Origin of the sequence: Flavobacterium urocaniciphilum, assembly GCF_900110615.1 — a bacterium.
In the GTDB taxonomy this organism is placed as follows: Bacteria; Bacteroidota; Bacteroidia; order Flavobacteriales; family Flavobacteriaceae; genus Flavobacterium; species Flavobacterium urocaniciphilum.
On record NZ_FOEI01000005.1, the window covers coordinates 206,058 to 223,427 of the forward strand.

At 30.1% G+C, this 17,370-nt stretch carries 14 protein-coding genes; 6 read left to right on the top strand and 8 right to left on the bottom strand.

The window, feature by feature from the left end; translation table 11 throughout:
• Positions 1-5: 5 nt before the first annotated feature.
• Complete coding sequence (locus tag BMY86_RS10235; RefSeq protein WP_091468657.1) at positions 6-1,685, bottom strand: M23 family metallopeptidase; 1,680 nt, start codon at positions 1,683-1,685, stop codon at positions 6-8.
• Between the two features lie 275 nt (positions 1,686-1,960).
• Between BMY86_RS10235 and BMY86_RS10240 the strand changes: the two genes are divergently transcribed.
• The gene (locus BMY86_RS10240; protein ID WP_091468660.1) at positions 1,961-2,695 is read left to right on the top strand and encodes a hypothetical protein; all 735 of its coding nucleotides are present in this window, start codon (positions 1,961-1,963) and stop codon (positions 2,693-2,695) included.
• Positions 2,696-2,751: 56 nt separating this feature from the next.
• Here the strand turns inward: BMY86_RS10240 and BMY86_RS10245 are convergent, their stop codons facing one another.
• The 4 genes from BMY86_RS10245 to BMY86_RS10260 form a co-directional block, all read right to left on the bottom strand.
• The gene (locus tag BMY86_RS10245; protein WP_091468663.1) at positions 2,752-4,227 is read right to left on the bottom strand and encodes a lipopolysaccharide biosynthesis protein; all 1,476 of its coding nucleotides are present in this window, start codon (positions 4,225-4,227) and stop codon (positions 2,752-2,754) included.
• Between the two features lie 79 nt (positions 4,228-4,306).
• Positions 4,307-5,599 carry a glycosyltransferase family 4 protein gene (locus BMY86_RS10250; protein ID WP_091468667.1) on the bottom strand — a complete coding sequence of 431 codons (1,293 nt, stop codon included), beginning with the start codon at positions 5,597-5,599 and terminating at the stop codon, positions 4,307-4,309.
• A gap of 55 nt (positions 5,600-5,654) precedes the next feature.
• A complete protein-coding gene (locus tag BMY86_RS10255) occupies positions 5,655-8,090 on the bottom strand; it encodes a YfhO family protein (protein ID WP_091468669.1) in 2,436 nt (811 codons plus the stop codon).
• Between the two features lie 60 nt (positions 8,091-8,150).
• Positions 8,151-8,414, bottom strand: a complete 264-nt coding sequence (locus tag BMY86_RS10260) for a hypothetical protein (protein WP_091468735.1) — start codon at positions 8,412-8,414, stop codon at positions 8,151-8,153.
• 158 nt (positions 8,415-8,572) lie between these two features.
• Between BMY86_RS10260 and BMY86_RS10265 the strand changes: the two genes are divergently transcribed.
• The 4 genes from BMY86_RS10265 to BMY86_RS10280 are packed head-to-tail and all read left to right on the top strand — an operon-like array spanning position 8,573 to position 11,473.
• Entirely contained in the window at positions 8,573-9,541 is a 969-nt protein-coding gene (locus BMY86_RS10265) for a transporter (protein ID WP_091468672.1), read from the top strand.
• Positions 9,538-10,656 carry a GTP cyclohydrolase gene (locus BMY86_RS10270; protein WP_091468675.1) on the top strand — a complete coding sequence of 373 codons (1,119 nt, stop codon included), beginning with the start codon at positions 9,538-9,540 and terminating at the stop codon, positions 10,654-10,656. The genes BMY86_RS10265 and BMY86_RS10270 overlap by 4 nt, the downstream gene beginning before the upstream one ends.
• Positions 10,657-10,691: 35 nt before the next feature.
• Positions 10,692-11,138, top strand: coding sequence for a hypothetical protein (locus BMY86_RS10275; RefSeq protein WP_143065641.1), 447 nt, complete (start codon positions 10,692-10,694; stop codon positions 11,136-11,138).
• A 17-nt stretch (positions 11,139-11,155) separates the two neighbouring features.
• Entirely contained in the window at positions 11,156-11,473 is a 318-nt protein-coding gene (locus BMY86_RS10280; RefSeq protein WP_091468680.1) for a YbaB/EbfC family nucleoid-associated protein, read from the top strand.
• 78 nt (positions 11,474-11,551) lie between these two features.
• On the opposite strand, the gene carB is transcribed toward BMY86_RS10280, so the two are convergent.
• Together carB and rpmH are read right to left on the bottom strand one after the other, a co-directional pair.
• Positions 11,552-14,407, bottom strand: coding sequence for a carbamoyl-phosphate synthase large subunit (gene carB, locus BMY86_RS10285; protein ID WP_091468684.1), 2,856 nt, complete (start codon positions 14,405-14,407; stop codon positions 11,552-11,554).
• Between the two features lie 127 nt (positions 14,408-14,534).
• The gene (rpmH, locus tag BMY86_RS10290; protein ID WP_007136275.1) at positions 14,535-14,696 is read right to left on the bottom strand and encodes a 50S ribosomal protein L34; all 162 of its coding nucleotides are present in this window, start codon (positions 14,694-14,696) and stop codon (positions 14,535-14,537) included.
• Positions 14,697-14,847: 151 nt separating this feature from the next.
• Between rpmH and BMY86_RS10295 the strand changes: the two genes are divergently transcribed.
• Complete coding sequence (locus BMY86_RS10295) at positions 14,848-15,363, top strand: hypothetical protein (protein ID WP_091468687.1); 516 nt, start codon at positions 14,848-14,850, stop codon at positions 15,361-15,363.
• A gap of 43 nt (positions 15,364-15,406) precedes the next feature.
• On the opposite strand, the gene BMY86_RS10300 is transcribed toward BMY86_RS10295, so the two are convergent.
• Entirely contained in the window at positions 15,407-16,699 is a 1,293-nt protein-coding gene (locus BMY86_RS10300) for a T9SS type A sorting domain-containing protein (RefSeq protein ID WP_091468690.1), read from the bottom strand.
• Positions 16,700-17,370 lie beyond the last annotated feature (671 nt).

Below are 17,370 nucleotides of genomic sequence, written 5' to 3' on the forward strand. Positions count from 1 at the left end.
AAAAATTAATATATAAAGTTTGAAGTAAATGTAGTTACATTATCCAATTCATCTGTAACCACAATTTTAATCTCATTTTTACCCGGAATAACTTTTCCATCTTTTAAATTATGGACTAATTTCTTGGTTTTATAATCGTATTCCATCAAAATCCATTCTCCATTTAAATAAGCATTATACGAATCAATTCCTGATAATGCATCACTAATAGAAACACTTAACGTAGATAATTTAGAAATATTGCTTCCTTCAATAAAGTTTGGATTGTAAATTCGTGGTGGAACATTGTCTATTCCTACTTTAAATTTTCCGAATGATTTTATTTTGGCAGAAACCTTTGTTCCTTTTCGAAATGAACTGTTATAGTCTAATTTCAGTCCATAAACATTAGCAACAAATGCTTTTTTCTGATCTTCTTCTGAAAGATGTGAAATATCTAAACTTACCGTTAATCCATTCTGAATGGCTTCGTAATTATTATCAATATCCAAAACACCATCTTTTTCACTTATGTTCAAATATGCATTTTCATACAAAGCATTCACGGGTAAATAAACAGCCGTTTTTTCAAACTCAAAATTATAATCCGATTTAGCTTTGATGTAATAATTTGCGTTAGAAGTTGTAATAAGTTTATTTGCAGGTGCATTTTCAAAAGAAATAGGAATGTTAACTACCGTTTTATTTCCATGGAAATCGAAAACCTCAATTTTATACGTATAATTTGAACCTGATTTAATATCTAAAATTCCATCTTTTGTATTGTGATTTACTATAGATAAAGGATAATATTCTTTTTTAAACAATTTTTGAAATCGTTGTTTCAATTTTTTATATCTATTAAAATCTATGAAATAATTGATGTGCTTCGATTCGTCAAAAGCAAAAGTATCAAACTCGTAACCGAAATTTGGCGAACCATTAACATATGTCGCAACTTTATAAATTCCGTTTTTATTATAACTATTCGTTGATAAATCGACACTATTAATAGCAAATCCAATTTTACCATTTGCAAAAACTTTGGAAGCTAAAAACGTTCCATCAACTTGTTTTTGTAAAGATAAACTAACCGGTACATTACCTTTATTTACATACGTAGAATCGTTTACTGGATACACCATAATACTTGAAACTATTGGCGCATACGTATCTTTTATTAATTTATTCATTCCGAATGCCATCGGATTGATAATTTTTTCAGAAGCGGTATCTCTAAATTCAAAATGCAAATGCGGACCTCCACTTCCTCCTGAATTACCTGATAAAGCAATGATTTCAGATTGCGTAACTTTCAAAGTACTTGGATACAATTCTACTTCAAAACTTTTTTGACGGTATTGTTCAGCTTTTACATACGCTTCAATTTTATCACTAAACTTTTGAAGGTGTCCGTATACCGTTGTATAACCATTCGGATGCGCAATGTATAGGGCTTTTCCGTAACCGAATGTGGAAACTTTAATTCGAACGATGATCCCATCTGCAGCAGCATAAACGGGTAATCCTTCTTGATTATTGGTTCGAATATCTAATCCGGAGTGAAAGTGATTAGGTCGTAATTCTCCGAAAGTTCCGGATAAATTAATAGGAATATCCAAAGGGGAACGAAAATAATCTTTTGGATACTGAGCAACAATAAATTGGCTGGCTGATACTAATAAAATGGCGATAAATTTTTTCATTTTGGTTTTTGATTTTTGCTAAAATAATAAATTCATAAAGAAGAGCCAAGTAAAAAGTATAAAGTGTAAAAAAAATTAAACCAATTAATTAAGGTTTTTGAATGCAATAAAGTCAAACATCTCCATACATATTTGATTTTCTGCATGTTAGAAATCATTAACAAATCGTTATCAACTCGTTATCACTCAAAAGTTTGGCTTTGGCACAGCAATTGGAAATAGCTAATCAAGAAAGAAATTTCGAAAAAATGTTTAACAATTAATTTTTAGAAATCATGAGAAAAATTACTTTTTTAGTTGCAAGCTTTTTAGTTATGTTAAACGCAACCTATGCACAAGATGCTAGAACAGAAACAGACAGACGTGGAAACGGAAACGGACACGGATATTATGGAAACGGACATGGATATGGTCATAACAATGGATATTATAACTCATATGCGATTGATTATAGAGATGCAGAACCTATAGTTTTTAAAGAAAGAAATGTTGAATTTTTTGTATTCCCTAATGGTGAATTCGATTTCAACACAGCAGCAAACAGCTATATTCCTAGACGTGGTGGCATAAACACTACTTATGGAGCGCCAAACAGAATTGAAGACAGAGGTCCGAGAGGTATAAGAATTGAACACGATGCTTATGGAAGAGTAAGAAGAATTGGTAATGTGTTTATCAACTACGATTACTACGGAAGAGTAAAAAGAATTGGTAGCGTGTACATGACATACAACGGTTTTGCCTTAACTAGAATTGGTGGAATGAGAATTTTCTACAACTATCATGGAGAAATTGTTGGAGTTAGCGGATATGTAAACGGATACAACTATGGTTATACATACAACCCTTGCCCTTCTGGATATACAGGTGGTGGACATGGATACGATGACGATTACGGATACGATGACGAAGATGATTTTTACTACTACAAAAAAGATGGTACTAAAGAAAAAATGAAAACAGAAGACATCGAAGCTATCAAACGCGATAAAGCAGAGAGAAAAAAATAGTTAAAGTTGGTTGATTGATTGAAAATCTCGCGGAGTGCAAACGAAGCGAGTTTTTTTTATGGTTTTATTTTCAACAACTTATTAATTGTATTCCTAATCACGTAATTAATATCGCTCGAAACTTTGAAATAATAATGCAACGATAAATACAGAATCGAAATTAAAACCGATTTCAATCCAATATTGATTATAGGATGAAAAGAGAATTCCCAAAAGTAAAACCCAAAAAATAAAGCTAATGTAATTACAAATGAGATGATATTATTCTTGGTAAACGGAAATAATTTCATTTTAATTACTACAAATAATAATTTAGCTAAACTGTACATTCCTATTGAGATTAAAGTCGCAAAAGCTGCTCCGTTTAATCCGAAATTAGGTATAAAATACATGTTTAGTAAAACGATTAAAATTACCAACATGACACCTAAAAACAATACGGCACGGTAATATTTTGAATTGAAAATGATGGCGTTATTATTACCTAAAATTAAATCGAAATATTTAGAAAATCCGATAGTAAATACAACCAATAATCCTTGCGCATATTCTTTAGGAAGCATTAAGTATAACTGATTGATATTTACAAAAATACCTAACATAATTAAACCACCGATGACTTGTAAACTAATAGAAGATTTTTTATACAATTCGTTCAATTCTTCCCATTTGTTTTCACTCATCAACTTAGCTGTTATCGGATAAGTAATTTGATGCATCGCTCTACTCGGAACAGAAATTACCATTGCAATGAAAATCGCTACAGAATAAAAAGCAATATTATCAATCTTCATATAATGCTTAATCATATATTTATCAATATCTAACAACATATTTGCGATACTTGCAGATAAAATAATAAATACAGTAAACGTTAAAATGCCTTTGCTATTTTTTGGCGTTTTGAAATGCAAACGAATTTTCTTGACTTTATTTGCGTAGAAAACAATCATAATCAAACCTATTCCATACACTAAAACCAACGAATAAATAAAATCTGATGGTGTGATATAATTAAAATAAACTCCGAAAAGTAAAATCGTAATTAATATTCGAACAAAAACTTCTTTTACAAAACTTCCGAAAACAGATTTCATATGTGCGCGAAGCCAGGCATAAAAAATTTCAAAATATCCCATGAAAATTCCGATGATTGGAATCGTCCATACGTAATCGTAAACAATACTATTTTTTTCTGATTCATATTGTGCAATTGGATCGTAAAAAACGTAAAACAAAAGCATTAATGGAATGATAAAAAACAGCGGAACTAAAAGCATATAGGTTATATAACTGTTTAATTCTTTTTCAGTTTTATTATTTTCATTGAAGAATTTTATTAAAGTATTTTGAATTCCGAAAGACATAATCGGATACAGAATATTCGCTGCAGATAGAACGTAACCCGTTAAACCAAAGAAATCTTTACCCAAAAAATACGGATACATAAACAACGTATTGGCAGCACCAATTCCGAAACCTAAAAAGGTAATAATGGTGTTTTTAATAGATTGTTTAATTACGATGCCCATGTTTTAGTGTTCAGTTTTCAGTTGTTAGTGTTCAGTATTTTACTTTTTGCTTTTTACTTGATGCTTTTTACCTTTTGACTTATCCCTTTTGTATCAAAACTCCCGCCAACTTTTCAGTCAAACTTTTTCTACTAAATTGTTGTAATCCTACAGCATGAACTTTCAGATTTTTATCCAAATAGTGATTAAAATAGGTCAAAATTTGATTTTTTAGCTCGTTTTTCTCGTGATATTGATAAAAAACACCAGTATTTGTTTGTCGAATGATGTTTTCAAAATCAGAATCTTTTGGTCCGATTGCTAAAATTGGACGTTCAGAAACCATGTACTCGAATAGTTTTCCTGGAATGATGCATTTGGTATCTTCCGAATCAATTTCTATTAGCAATAAAACTTGCGAACTTCTTTGATGAACTAATGCTTCATCATGAGAAACATAGCCTAAATTTTGTACAAAATCATTCAGTTTATATTCAGAAATCGATAGTAACACTTCTTTACTAACGGCTCCAATTAATTTCAATTTGAAATGTTTGGCGAAATTTTCATTTTCTAAAATCAATTCCGATAACGATTCCCATAAAATTTGCGGATTTCTTTCTGATAAAAACGATCCAATATGTGCTAATGTAAAGTTTTCATCTAAAGGTTTGCGTTCAATTTTCTCTACATCATAACCGTTCGTAATAACTTCAATTGGCTTATTCGTAATACTTTCAAATTCTGTTTTCGTAGTTGGAGATGTTACTAAAATCGTATCACAAGTATTCATTACTTCTTTTTCCAAAGATTTGTGTTTCGCACTCGCCCACTTCGATAATTTCAATTCTTTATGATAACCAATGGTTGTCCACGGATCACGAAAATCGGCAATCCAATTGATATTTAATTGTTTCTTCAAATCCAAACCAATCAAATGTAAACTATGTGGTGGACCGGTAGTAATTATCGTTTCAATATTGTGTTCTTGAATATATTTTTTCAAATATTTTACCGAAGGTTTTACCCAAAATACGCGAGCATCCGGAATGAATAAATTCCCTCGAACCCAAAGCATGGCTTTTTCAACAAACGATTGTTTTTTCTTTTGAGTAATGATTCCAGCACCTAATTTCTTCGTTTTGTTTTTCGATAAAAAAGAAGCTAAGGCATACGGTTCAAATATTTTATTTTTCAAAATTATCGTTGTATCCGAAACATCAGCAAGTAATTTTTCATCTAATAACGGGTAACTCGGGTTTTCTGGAATATAAACAATCGGTTCAATTCCAAAATCGGGTAAATATTTAACAAACTTCAACCAACGTTGTACACCTGGACCACCAGCTGGAGGCCAATAATACGTTATGATTAAAACTTTTTTCTGATTCAAAATTGTATGGTAAAAATAAATCTGACAGTTAATTAAATCTGCCAGATTTGATAAATTATTTTAATTCTGCTAATTTCTTATTCTGTTTTCTCCAGTAGTAAATACTAAACACAATGATTAAAAACACTAAAACCGTTGAAGTTAAAGCAATCATGCTACCCGTTTTAATAACTTCTGGTTCAAATTTAAATTCGATGGTATGTTTACCCGCTGGAATATTTAAACCGCGTAAAACATAGTCAACATTGTAAATTTCAGCATCTTTACCATCGATAGTAGCTTTCCAACCATCTTTATAATACATTTCAGAAAACACTCCAAATCCATTTTTAGAATTGTTTGAAACATATTTCAAATGATTTGGTTTGTATGAAATTAACTCAATTGTAGAAGTTGAATCTTTACCTGTTTCAAAGTTGAACAATCCTTTAGATAATTCAGGTTTTAAAAACGTTGCTTCTTCTTTCGTTTTAAGAGTATTCAACGCTTTCATTTCTTCGTCAGCAGAATTTACAACTTTAACTTTTGAAACAAACCAAGCGTTTCCATTTGCCTCAGGGTTTTCTAATGCTTGAGGTCTACCTTCTTGATCGGATTTAATGATGTATTTTGTATTCAACATATTTAATATCTCAATATTATTATTGGCGATTTGATAGTCAAATAATTCTTGATATTTTCTAGGTTTAACAGCATTATAACCACCAATAGATTGATGAAAATACGATGCACGAGCACTATTCATGTTACCATCAATTTCAAAAACTCTAAAATGAGTAGTATCTTCTAAAATTCTGGCATCCGCTTCAGTTGGTTCACCAAAAGGTCTTTCAATTTGACTTTTAGAAACAAAATCTTCTGCTTTTACATAGTTTTTAGCTACAACAAACAAGTCTAACACCATTACTAATCCGATTAAAATAACCGTTGTAAATTGTGAAAATACTTTTTTAGTAAATAAAAACATTAAACCAAAAGCGACCGCTAAAAATCCGAATGAACGATATAAAGTTGAAAAGTAAAGTGATTCTCTATCTTCTCGTAAAACTTTCATGAACTCAGGTCCATATTGTTGAGCGTAAATTTTATCGTTTCCACTTGTAAAATCGAAGGCTCCATTACCTAAAATCAGTAAAATTAGAATTCCAGCTACAATTCCAGCGGAAATTAAAAGAGGTTTTTTACGAGATTCTTCATCAGCATTAATAAAAGCAGATAATCCTAAAATCGCTAAAACAGGCATACATAATTCTAAAATAACTTGAATAGAAGAAACTGCTCTAAACTTGTTATATAAAGGCACATAATTGATAAAAAAGTCTGTTAAAGGAGAAAAGTTTTTTCCAAAAGACAACAATAATGAAAAAACAACACCAATAACTAATGCATATTTTATTTTTCTCTTTTCTAAAAACAAAGCTAAAATAGCCAAAAAGAATACTACAATTCCGATATAGGCTGGTGCAGCAACAATTGGTTGATCTCCCCAATACGTTGGCATGTGTTTTACTAAATCTCTTGCGTCTTGTTCAGGAACATTTTGAGAAATAATAAACTGATACATAGAAGATTTCTCCCCTAAATCTTCTGTATTTGAACCTCCAAATAATTTTGGTGCAATTAAATTTAAACTTTCAGCAACACCATAACTATATTCTGTAATATAATCATAACTCATGGCATTATTATCCGTCTTCTTTTTACCTTCTGGAGTAAATGTTAAATCGGTAGTACTTCGTGTAGAATTTTTAGCATATTCTGAAGTAGCCATTAAGTTAGTAGCATTCATACCAACACCTAAAATAGCGGCAAAAGCTAAAATTCCTAAAGATTTATATAAATGTTGGAAATCTTTTTCTTTAATTATTTCAATCACATAATACAATGCAATAAAAGCAATTAAGAATAAAAAGTAATACGTCATTTGGAAGTGGTTTGCTTGCAATTCTAATCCAGCTGCTAAAACTGTAATTATTCCTCCAATCAAATAGCGTTTACTAAAAACATAAATAATACCAGCTAAAAGTACTGGTATATAAGCAATTGCATGAGCTTTTGCATTATGACCAACACCTAAAATTATGATTAAATAAGTTGAAAAACCGAACGCTAAAGCTCCAAAAAAAGCTTTAAGAGGTTTTACTCTCAAACTCAGCATTAACAAATAAAATCCAATGAAGTATAAAAAAAGATAATCTGCAGGACGCGGTAAAAAACGCAATACACTATCTAAACTTTTAATATAATTATGAGGATATTTTGCTCCTAATTGATACGTTGGCATACCACCAAAACCACTATTCGTCCAATAAGGTTCTTCATGATATTCATTTCTAAAATCGATTTGCTCTTTAGCCATTCCCGTATATTGAGCAATATCCGATTGAGCTAATTGTTTTCCTGAAAGTACAGGATAAAAATAAATTAAAGCAATTACAATAAATCCAAATATGGCGTATAAATGAGGTGCAAACTTTTCTAATTTCTTCATTTTAATGGTTTGTTTTTAATAATACACAAAAATAAAAAATTCCCCGAAAGGGGAAAGATTTTATTCAATTTCTTCGTAATCTATATAATCACCAATTTTTTTCTCTTCTTTTTTAACCTTTTCAGTAGTTGGTTGCGATTGATGTTGTGATTGATATTGTTGTTGTTGATATTCAAATTGTTTTTTTATTTGTTCTTCTGCTTTTTTAGCAACTTGTTGCATCAAATACGGGGCTAACAAACGCATTGCAAACTTGAATAGGTAATAAAACAATATAATATAGAATAAAGTTTTAATTAATCCAGGCACACTTGCTGTATCCATAATATTATTTTTTTTGTCAAAAATAAGGAATATTCCAAATGGAATACTTAAAATTATTATAAAATATTTACATTTGGGTTTTAATCCAAATCCTATGAAATCGTTATTCATAAAATAGCGATAACATATATGACTACTAAAAATTAAATTTTACATATATGAATTTAAATAAGAAATTATTGCTATTGTCAATACTTGCTTCATCATCATTAGGTTATGCTCAATTTACAGATGAAGTAAACTCTAATAGACCTGGAAAATCGATGATGGCATTTTCAGTTGGAAAAAATGTTATTCAGACTGAAACTGGTATCAACTACCTAAAAGAAGAACACGACAAATTAGAATATGAAGCAAAAGGTTTTAATGCTGATTTGGCAATTCGTTGGGGATTTTTCAAAGAAGAACTAGAGATTATTGGTGAATTACAATATCAAAAAGATTCATATAATCAATTTGGATTTCAAACTGACAGAAGTGGCTTAAGACAAGCTATTTTAGGAGCAAAATACCTTTTTTATGATCCATTTAAAAATTACGAAGAAAAACCAAATCTATATAGTTGGAAAGCCAACCACCGTTTTAAATGGAGACAATTTATTCCTGCATTAGCGGGTTATGCTGGTGCCAACTTCAATTTAGTTGATGGTAATTTATTTAATTATGCACCAATTGATGTTATTGAACCTTCTTTTAGTCCGAAAGCAATGATTATTGCACAAAATCATTTTGGTAGTAGAACCGTTTTAGTTACAAACATTGCGTATAATAAAATTGGAACTGAATTTGCAAGTATCGACTATATCATAACTTTAACTCGAGGTGTAAATCAAAATTTATCTGTATTCCTTGAAAATCAAGGGTATAATGGAAAATATTATAGTGATGGTATTTTTCGTTTAGGAGCAGCTTATTTATACAAAAAGGACATGCAATTTGATGTTTCTTTTGGAACAAATATCAAATCAACTCCAAATTTAATGTATGGAGGACTTGGTTTCACATGGCGTTTTACTAAAAACTACAAAGAAGTAAAATTAGACAAGCCAGGAACTAGAAGTAAAATGGATAAAAAAATGGATAAAAAAGCCGATAAAAAGAAACGAAAAGACGCAGTTGAAGAATGATAGAAATTAAAGAGATATTCTCTAAAAAAGAAATGAAGGAATTTGTAACATTTCCTTTTGAATTATATAAAAATAACAAATATTGGGTTCCGCCTTTAATTCAGGAAGAACTTGAATCTTTTGATAAAACTAAAAATCCTGTATTTAAAACTGCAGATACTCATTTTTATTTAGCTTATAAAAACAATAAAATTGTTGGAAGAGTTGTTGCTATCATCAATTGGGATGAAGTAAACATTTTAGGCAAAAAGAAAGTTCGCTTTGGATGGTTCGATGTTATTGACGACATTGAAGTTACTAAAGCATTATTAGACAAAGTAATTGCTTTCGGAAAAGAACATCAATTAGAAAACATTGAAGGTCCGATGGGATTTTCAAACTTAGACAAAGTAGGTTGTTTAATTGATGGTTTTGAAGAAAAAAGTTTAATGATTACTTGGTATAATTTTCCTTATTATGCTACACATTTTGAACAATTAGGCTATACTAAAGAAAAGGTTTATTTAGAAAGTAAGTTTCCTTTTTCAAACATTGATGCTACCAATTTTCAACGAATTGGTGACATGATTGAAAAAAGATACGAATTATCACATTTGAACTTTACCAAAACAAAAGACATTATGCCTTATGTAGACAAAATGTTTGAATTGTTTAACTCAAGTTATGCTTCTTTAGAATCATTTGTTCCGATTAATGATATTCAAATAGAATATTTTAAGAAAAAATACATATCATTTATCAATCCGGAATACATAAAATTCATCATGGATAAAAATGATAAAATGGTAGCTTTTAGTATCGTTATGCCCGACTTTGCAGATGCTTTACAAAAGGCAAAAGGTAAATTGTTTCCTTTCGGATTTTATCATTTATTACAAGCTAGAAAGAAAAGTAAAACAGCTGTTTTTTACCTAATTGGTGTATTACCTGAATATCAAAGTAAAGGAATTACTGCAATTATTTTTAATGAAAACCACAAAACATTTACCAAATTAGGAATTCAAACTTGTATGCGAACACCTGAATTAGAAGACAATCATGCCGTACATAATTTATGGAAACATTTTAATCCTGTGTATCATAAAAAGCGTTGTACTTTTATTAAAGAACTATAATGAAGACAATTATCTACTTAAATGAAATAATTTTAATGAAAAAAATATTAGCCATTTCATTAATATTAGCTGGAATGGGAATTTTTATTTTTGAAAATATTTATGCTGGACTTTTTCTTCTTTTATTAGGTCTGAATTTTATAGTAACAGAAGGAACAGAAATTGATTTAGAAAGTAAAACGTATCGAAAAGTGAAATCTATCTTTGGAAAAAATTTTGGTACTTGGGAACCTTGTCCGAAATTTGATTATGTATCAGTTTTTAAAACTACTGAAACTACAAATGTGAGTTCAAAAGGCGCTCAAATTGCATCTTTTAAAAGTGATATTATATTGTTAAATTTATTTTATTCAGGGAATAAAAATTTTACTATATCGAAAACTACCAATAAAAAGGAAGCTTTTGAAATTGCTGATCATTTAAAATTAGCATTAGATATTGATATTTTAGATGCTACAGAATCAGAAAAAAAATGGTTATAATTAAATAAAACAAAAAAATGGACTTAATGGGAATGATGGGTAAATTAAAAGAAACCCAACAAAAAATGGAAGAAACTAAAAACAGATTAAACAGCGTTTTAGTTGACGAAAAAAGTAATGATGGTTTATTACATATTACAATTACTGCCAATAGAGTAATTAAAAACATTTCAATTAGTGATGATTTACTTCAAGATAAAGAAATGCTGGAAGATTACTTAGTGAATACAATTAACAAAGCCATTGAAAAAGCTACAAATGTAAACGAAGCTGAAATGGCTGCAGTGGCTAAATCGGGAATGCCAAATATTCCTGGAATGGATATGTTTAGATAAACTAATATTGTTCCTAAAACAAAAATCCCAAACTCCTACATTGGAATTTGGGATTTTTTATTTTAGTATTTCTAGAAATTACTTCGTCAAATACATTTTTCTTCTAGAATATAAATCGTAGAATTGATCGTCTTTTAAATCATCAATGAATAAAATACTTTCACCTGTCGATTTCATCTCTGGTCCTAATGCTTTATTTACATTCGGGAACTTACTAAAAGAGAAAACAGGTTGTTTAATCGCATATCCATTTAATTTCGGTTGGAAGTTGAAATCAGTAACTTTATTATGACCTAACATAACTTTAGTCGCATAGTTTACATAAGGCTCACCGTATGCTTTCGCGATAAATGGTACGGTACGAGAAGCCCTAGGATTCGCTTCAATAATGTAAACTGTATCGTCTTTAATAGCAAACTGGATATTAATTAAACCTACTGTTTTTAAAGCTACCGCAATTTTTTGAGTATGGTCTTTAATTTGTTGCATTACAAACTCACCTAAATTAAATGGTGGTAATGTAGCATTACTATCACCTGAGTGTACTCCACAAGGCTCAATATGCTCCATAATTCCGATGATGTACACATTACCATCTGCATCACAAATTGCATCAGCTTCCGCTTCAATAGCACCATCTAAATAATGGTCTAATAATAATTTATTTCCAGGAATCGATTTTAATAAATCAATTACATGTTCTTCTAATTCTTGTTTGTTGATTACGATTTTCATTCCTTGTCCACCTAATACATAAGAAGGACGAACTAATAATGGGAAATCTAATGAATCTGCTAATTGAGTAGCTTCTTCTGCGCTTTCAGCAATTCCAAATTTCGGGAATGGAATGTGTAATTCTGTTAATAAATCAGAGAATCTTCCTCTATCTTCCGCTAAATCTAAAGCGTCGAAAGAAGTTCCTAAAATTTTAATTCCGTATTTCGATAATTTTTCTGCTAATTTTAAAGCCGTTTGACCACCTAACTGAACAATTACACCTTCAGGTTTTTCATGTTGGATGATGTCGTAAATGTGTTCCCAAAATACAGGCTCGAAATATAATTTATCTGCCGTATCAAAATCAGTCGAAACCGTTTCTGGGTTACAGTTAATCATGATTGTTTCGTAACCACATTCTTTAGCTGCTAAAACTCCGTGAACACATGAGTAATCGAACTCAATTCCTTGTCCAATTCTATTTGGTCCAGAACCTAAAACGACAACTTTCTTTCTATCAGTTACAGTACTTTCATTGTGAACATATCGTGTTCCGTCTGCTTTTTCAATTTCCGCTTCGAAAGTTGAGTAATAATATGGTGTTTGCGCTTTAAATTCAGCCGCACAAGTATCAACTAATTTGTATACACGTTGAATATTCATATCATCGCGTAATTTGTGAACTTGACTTTCTAAACAACCCATCATGTGAGCAATTTGGCGATCACCATATCCTTTTTGTTTCGCTTCTAATAATAATTCTTTTGGAAGTGAATCAACTTTATATTTTGAAATTTCTTTCTCTAAGTGGAATAATTCTTCGTATTGTTTTAAGAACCACATGTCGATTTTTGTAATTTCATGAATTCTGCTTAATGGAATTCCCATCGCAATAGCATCATAAATTACAAATACTCTATCCCAACTTGCATGTGTTAATTTATCAATAATTTGCTCGTAGTTGGTATAGCCTTTTCCATCAGCTCCTAACCCATTTCTCTTAATTTCTAAAGATTGAGTTGCTTTGTGAAGTGCTTCTTGGAACGAACGTCCAATTCCCATTACTTCACCAACCGATTTCATTTGTAATCCTAAAGTTCTGTCTGATCCTTCAAATTTATCGAAATTCCAACGTGGTATTTTTACAATTACATAATCTAATGTTGGCTCGAATAAAGCTGAAGTCGATTTTGTAATTTGATTTTGTAATTCATCTAAGTTATATCCTAAGGCTAATTTTGTAGCAATTTTTGCAATCGGATAACCAGTTGCTTTTGATGCTAAAGCCGAAGAACGAGAAACACGAGGATTGATTTCGATTGCTACAATATCTTCCTTATCATCAGGAGAAACCGCGAACTGAACGTTACAACCACCTGCAAAGTTACCGATAGAACGCATCATCAAGATGGCCATATCTCTCATTTTTTGGAATGTTGTATCCGATAAAGTCATCGCAGGAGCTACTGTAATAGAATCTCCAGTATGAATACCCATTGGATCCATATTTTCGATTGTACAGATGATTACTACGTTATCGTTACTATCACGTAATAACTCTAATTCGTATTCTTTCCATCCCATTAAAGCTTTATCAATTAAAACTTCGTGAATTGGAGAAGCTTCTAAACCATATGTTAAAGCCGCATCAAAATCTTCTTTCTTGTAGATGATAGCAGCACCTGTTCCACCTAACGTAAACGAAGGACGAATTACTAATGGAAAACCAAATTCTTGTTCAATTTCTTTACCTTTTAAGAAAGAATTTGCTGTTTTTGCTGGTGCTTGAGGTACACCGATTTGGTTTAATAAATTTTTAAATTGCTCTCTATCTTCTGTGATATTGATCGCATTGATATCAACACCAATTAAACGAACACCAAAATCTTTCCAAATTCCTTTTTCATCCGCTTCAATAGCTAAATTAAGCGCTGTTTGTCCACCCATTGTTGGCAAAACCGCATCAATTTGTGGATGAGCTTTAAGAATTTCAATGATAGATTTTGTAGTAAGAGGCTTTAAGTAAACATGATCAGCCATTGAAGGATCTGTCATGATTGTTGCAGGATTAGAATTGATAAGAATTACTTCAATTCCTTCTTCTTTTAAAGAACGAGCAGATTGTGAACCAGCATAGTCAAATTCACACGCTTGTCCGATTACAATTGGTCCTGAACCAATAATTAAAACCGATTTAATTGAATTGTCTTTTGGCATGTTGTTGTGTTGTTTATGATTTCCTGAATGTTAAGCATTCAGTTTGTGTTAGTTGTGTAAAAAAATTTAAAAAAAAGGTGTTACTAAAAAAATAGTAACACCTGATATTTTTGCTAGAATACAAACATTATTTTTTGTGTCTTGGTTCACAAGAAACAGTTAATTTATGTCTTCCTTTAGCTCTTCTACGAGCAAGCACTTTTCTTCCGTTCGCAGAAGCCATTCTATCCATGAAACCGTGCTTATTTCTTCTTTTTCTCTTTGATGGTTGAAATGTTCTCTTACTCATTGCTTGTATTTTTAAATTCTATATTATTCTTTTCAAATTGGTTTTTCCTAAAACCGAGTGCAAATATACAAAGACTTTTTTCATTTACAAATACTTTTTTAAAAATATTTTTAATAGATTTTATTACCTTTGCAACCTAAATTATAAAAACATGTTCAATAAAAACATAAAATTAATAGTAGCAGCAGGAATTTTAGCTTTCGCTGTTTATCAATTTACAGAAGGAAACATAGGAAATGGGATTTTTCTTATACTTTTAGCAGCCATTTTTGTATTATTTTACTTTAAAAATGAATTAATTATTTTAGCATTTTTACAATTAAGAAAGCAAAATTTTGAAGGTGCTAAAAAATATTTAGACAAAATTACTAATCCAGAAGGCGCTCTTGTTAGAAAACAACAAGGGTATTATAATTACTTAAATGGATTAATGGTTTCTCAAACAAATTTAATTCAAGCTGAAAAATATTTTAAAAAGGCAATCGAATTAGGCTTAAGCATGGATCAAGATTTAGCTCTTGCTAAATTACAATTAGCCGGGATTGCTGCTTCTAAAAGAAGAAAAATTGAAGCAGAAAAATTATTAGGTGAAGCAAAAAAGCTTGACAAACACAATATGCTGAAAGATCAAATTGTGATGTTAAAACAACAATTAAAAAGAATTTAAATTTAAAAAGCGTCCCGAAATCAGGACGCTTTTTTTATTCTTTTTATTTAGAGATAATTGGTTTTACTACTGAGCCATTCTTTGAAGAAATTCGCAAATACAAAACATCTTTATTTTTAAATATTGAAGGAAGATCGATTTTAAATTCTTTATTTTGAAAAACTTCATGATCTTCTATTTCAAAAAGTGAATTTCCTTTATAATCATATATTTGGAAAGTAACATCTGAATTATCCTCTAACAAATACTTTACAGTAATAAAATCATTGAAAGGAATAGGTGAAACAATATAATCAGTTGTTTTAACTTCTATTAAACTTGTTTTTAGTGATTCTTGACCTTGTGCATTAACTTTAATTCTGCATTTATCAAAACCACGATTTATAGCATCTACTGCTTCATTGATTTTAGCAATCGACAAATTACCTATAGCTTCATTTCCTAATGCTTTATTAGCTAAAATAAAAAGGTTTTTTACTGTAGCTCCACCACAATTAGTATTTAAATAATTAATAATTGAAGAATGTATTTCAAATTCTTGAACAGAAGATAAAATCGGAACATTTGATCCACAAAAAGTAGTAGCAGCAGTTGAAAAATGGGTTTGTAATTCAAAATCATTTAATTCAGGACTCATTGAAAGATTAAAAAACAAAGTAATAGTTTGACTTAATAATACATTATTAATTTTCCCTGCATTAAATCCATTAGCTTGTACAGGATTACTATCAGACCAAGTGGAATAATTATTAAAAGTAGAAAATCCAGATAATGAATTTGCAGCTCCCCCGCCTGGTAATAATTTAAAAATAGCATTGCTGCATTTATTTGGATGTCCAAAAATATCGTTTGATGTTAATTTAAAATAATTTCCAGTTACAACACTACCAAAATTATATTCACCACCATGTTTCAAAATTGCATATTTCATAATTTCCTGAGCATTTACTTCACCTAAATAAACAGTACAAGCTTTTCCATTACAATTGCCGTAAAATCCCTGTGTATATGTACAAAAAGCAGTATTACAATTTAATACACGAAATCTACCTTTGCAATAATCAAAATTATTAATATCCGAAGCCATATATATTACTTCAAGTAATTCTCCAGGTTGAGGCGGAACATAATTTGATAAATCTGTAGTGATAACATTACCACCACCTATATAACCAAAACCATTTAACCAATTATTAAAAACAGACTGTACATCTTGATCACAAGAAACTACTATATCACCTGGACAAGTAACTTCCAATAAAGCTGTACTAATGGAATTAGAAATATTAACTTGATTTTCTTTTAATTCTTGGCTATGAGTTAATTGAAAAAACATACAAAATAGTGCCGACAGAAAATCCATTCTATTTTTGCACAAAAATAAAACTCCCTTTTTCATAATTTTGGGTGTATAAAATGAAAACGACTAAAATTTATGCAGCAATTTTAAAAGAAAAGTATTTTGAAATCCAATTACTTTGAAGAGTAATTTTTAAGTGAAACAATTGGGTTAAATTGCTGAACCATACTTAAAGTTATCACTTGTTAATGTATAAAAAAAATTATGTTAATTAAAACTTTATATTTTAACATTTTTAACATTTTTTTAAGATTTATAACTGATTTATAGAGCATTTTGAGTGAGATTTTAAATTTTCTTTTTTGGGCGTTCCCTCGTTTCAGAGGTATAATTTTCAAAACAGGTTTAGCTTTAAACGAGGTCGTGTGTTTGCTCTATCTTTTTTATTCCTTCCTTCTTCCTTGTAGATAAAAAAGGATGCCGCTTCACCTACTAACGCGTTGGTTTCCAGAAGAACTTTTAATTATAAAAACAAAAATCGTTTATATAAGACGATTTAATGTAAAAAAAAGTCCTTCAAGTTTTACTTGAAGGACATAATAAAAGAAGGCGGCGAACCGAACTTGTTAAAAAACAAGTGAACACGCCGTACCAATAACAAAAAAAAGTCCTTCAAGTAAAACTTGAAGGACTTAATAAAAGAAGGC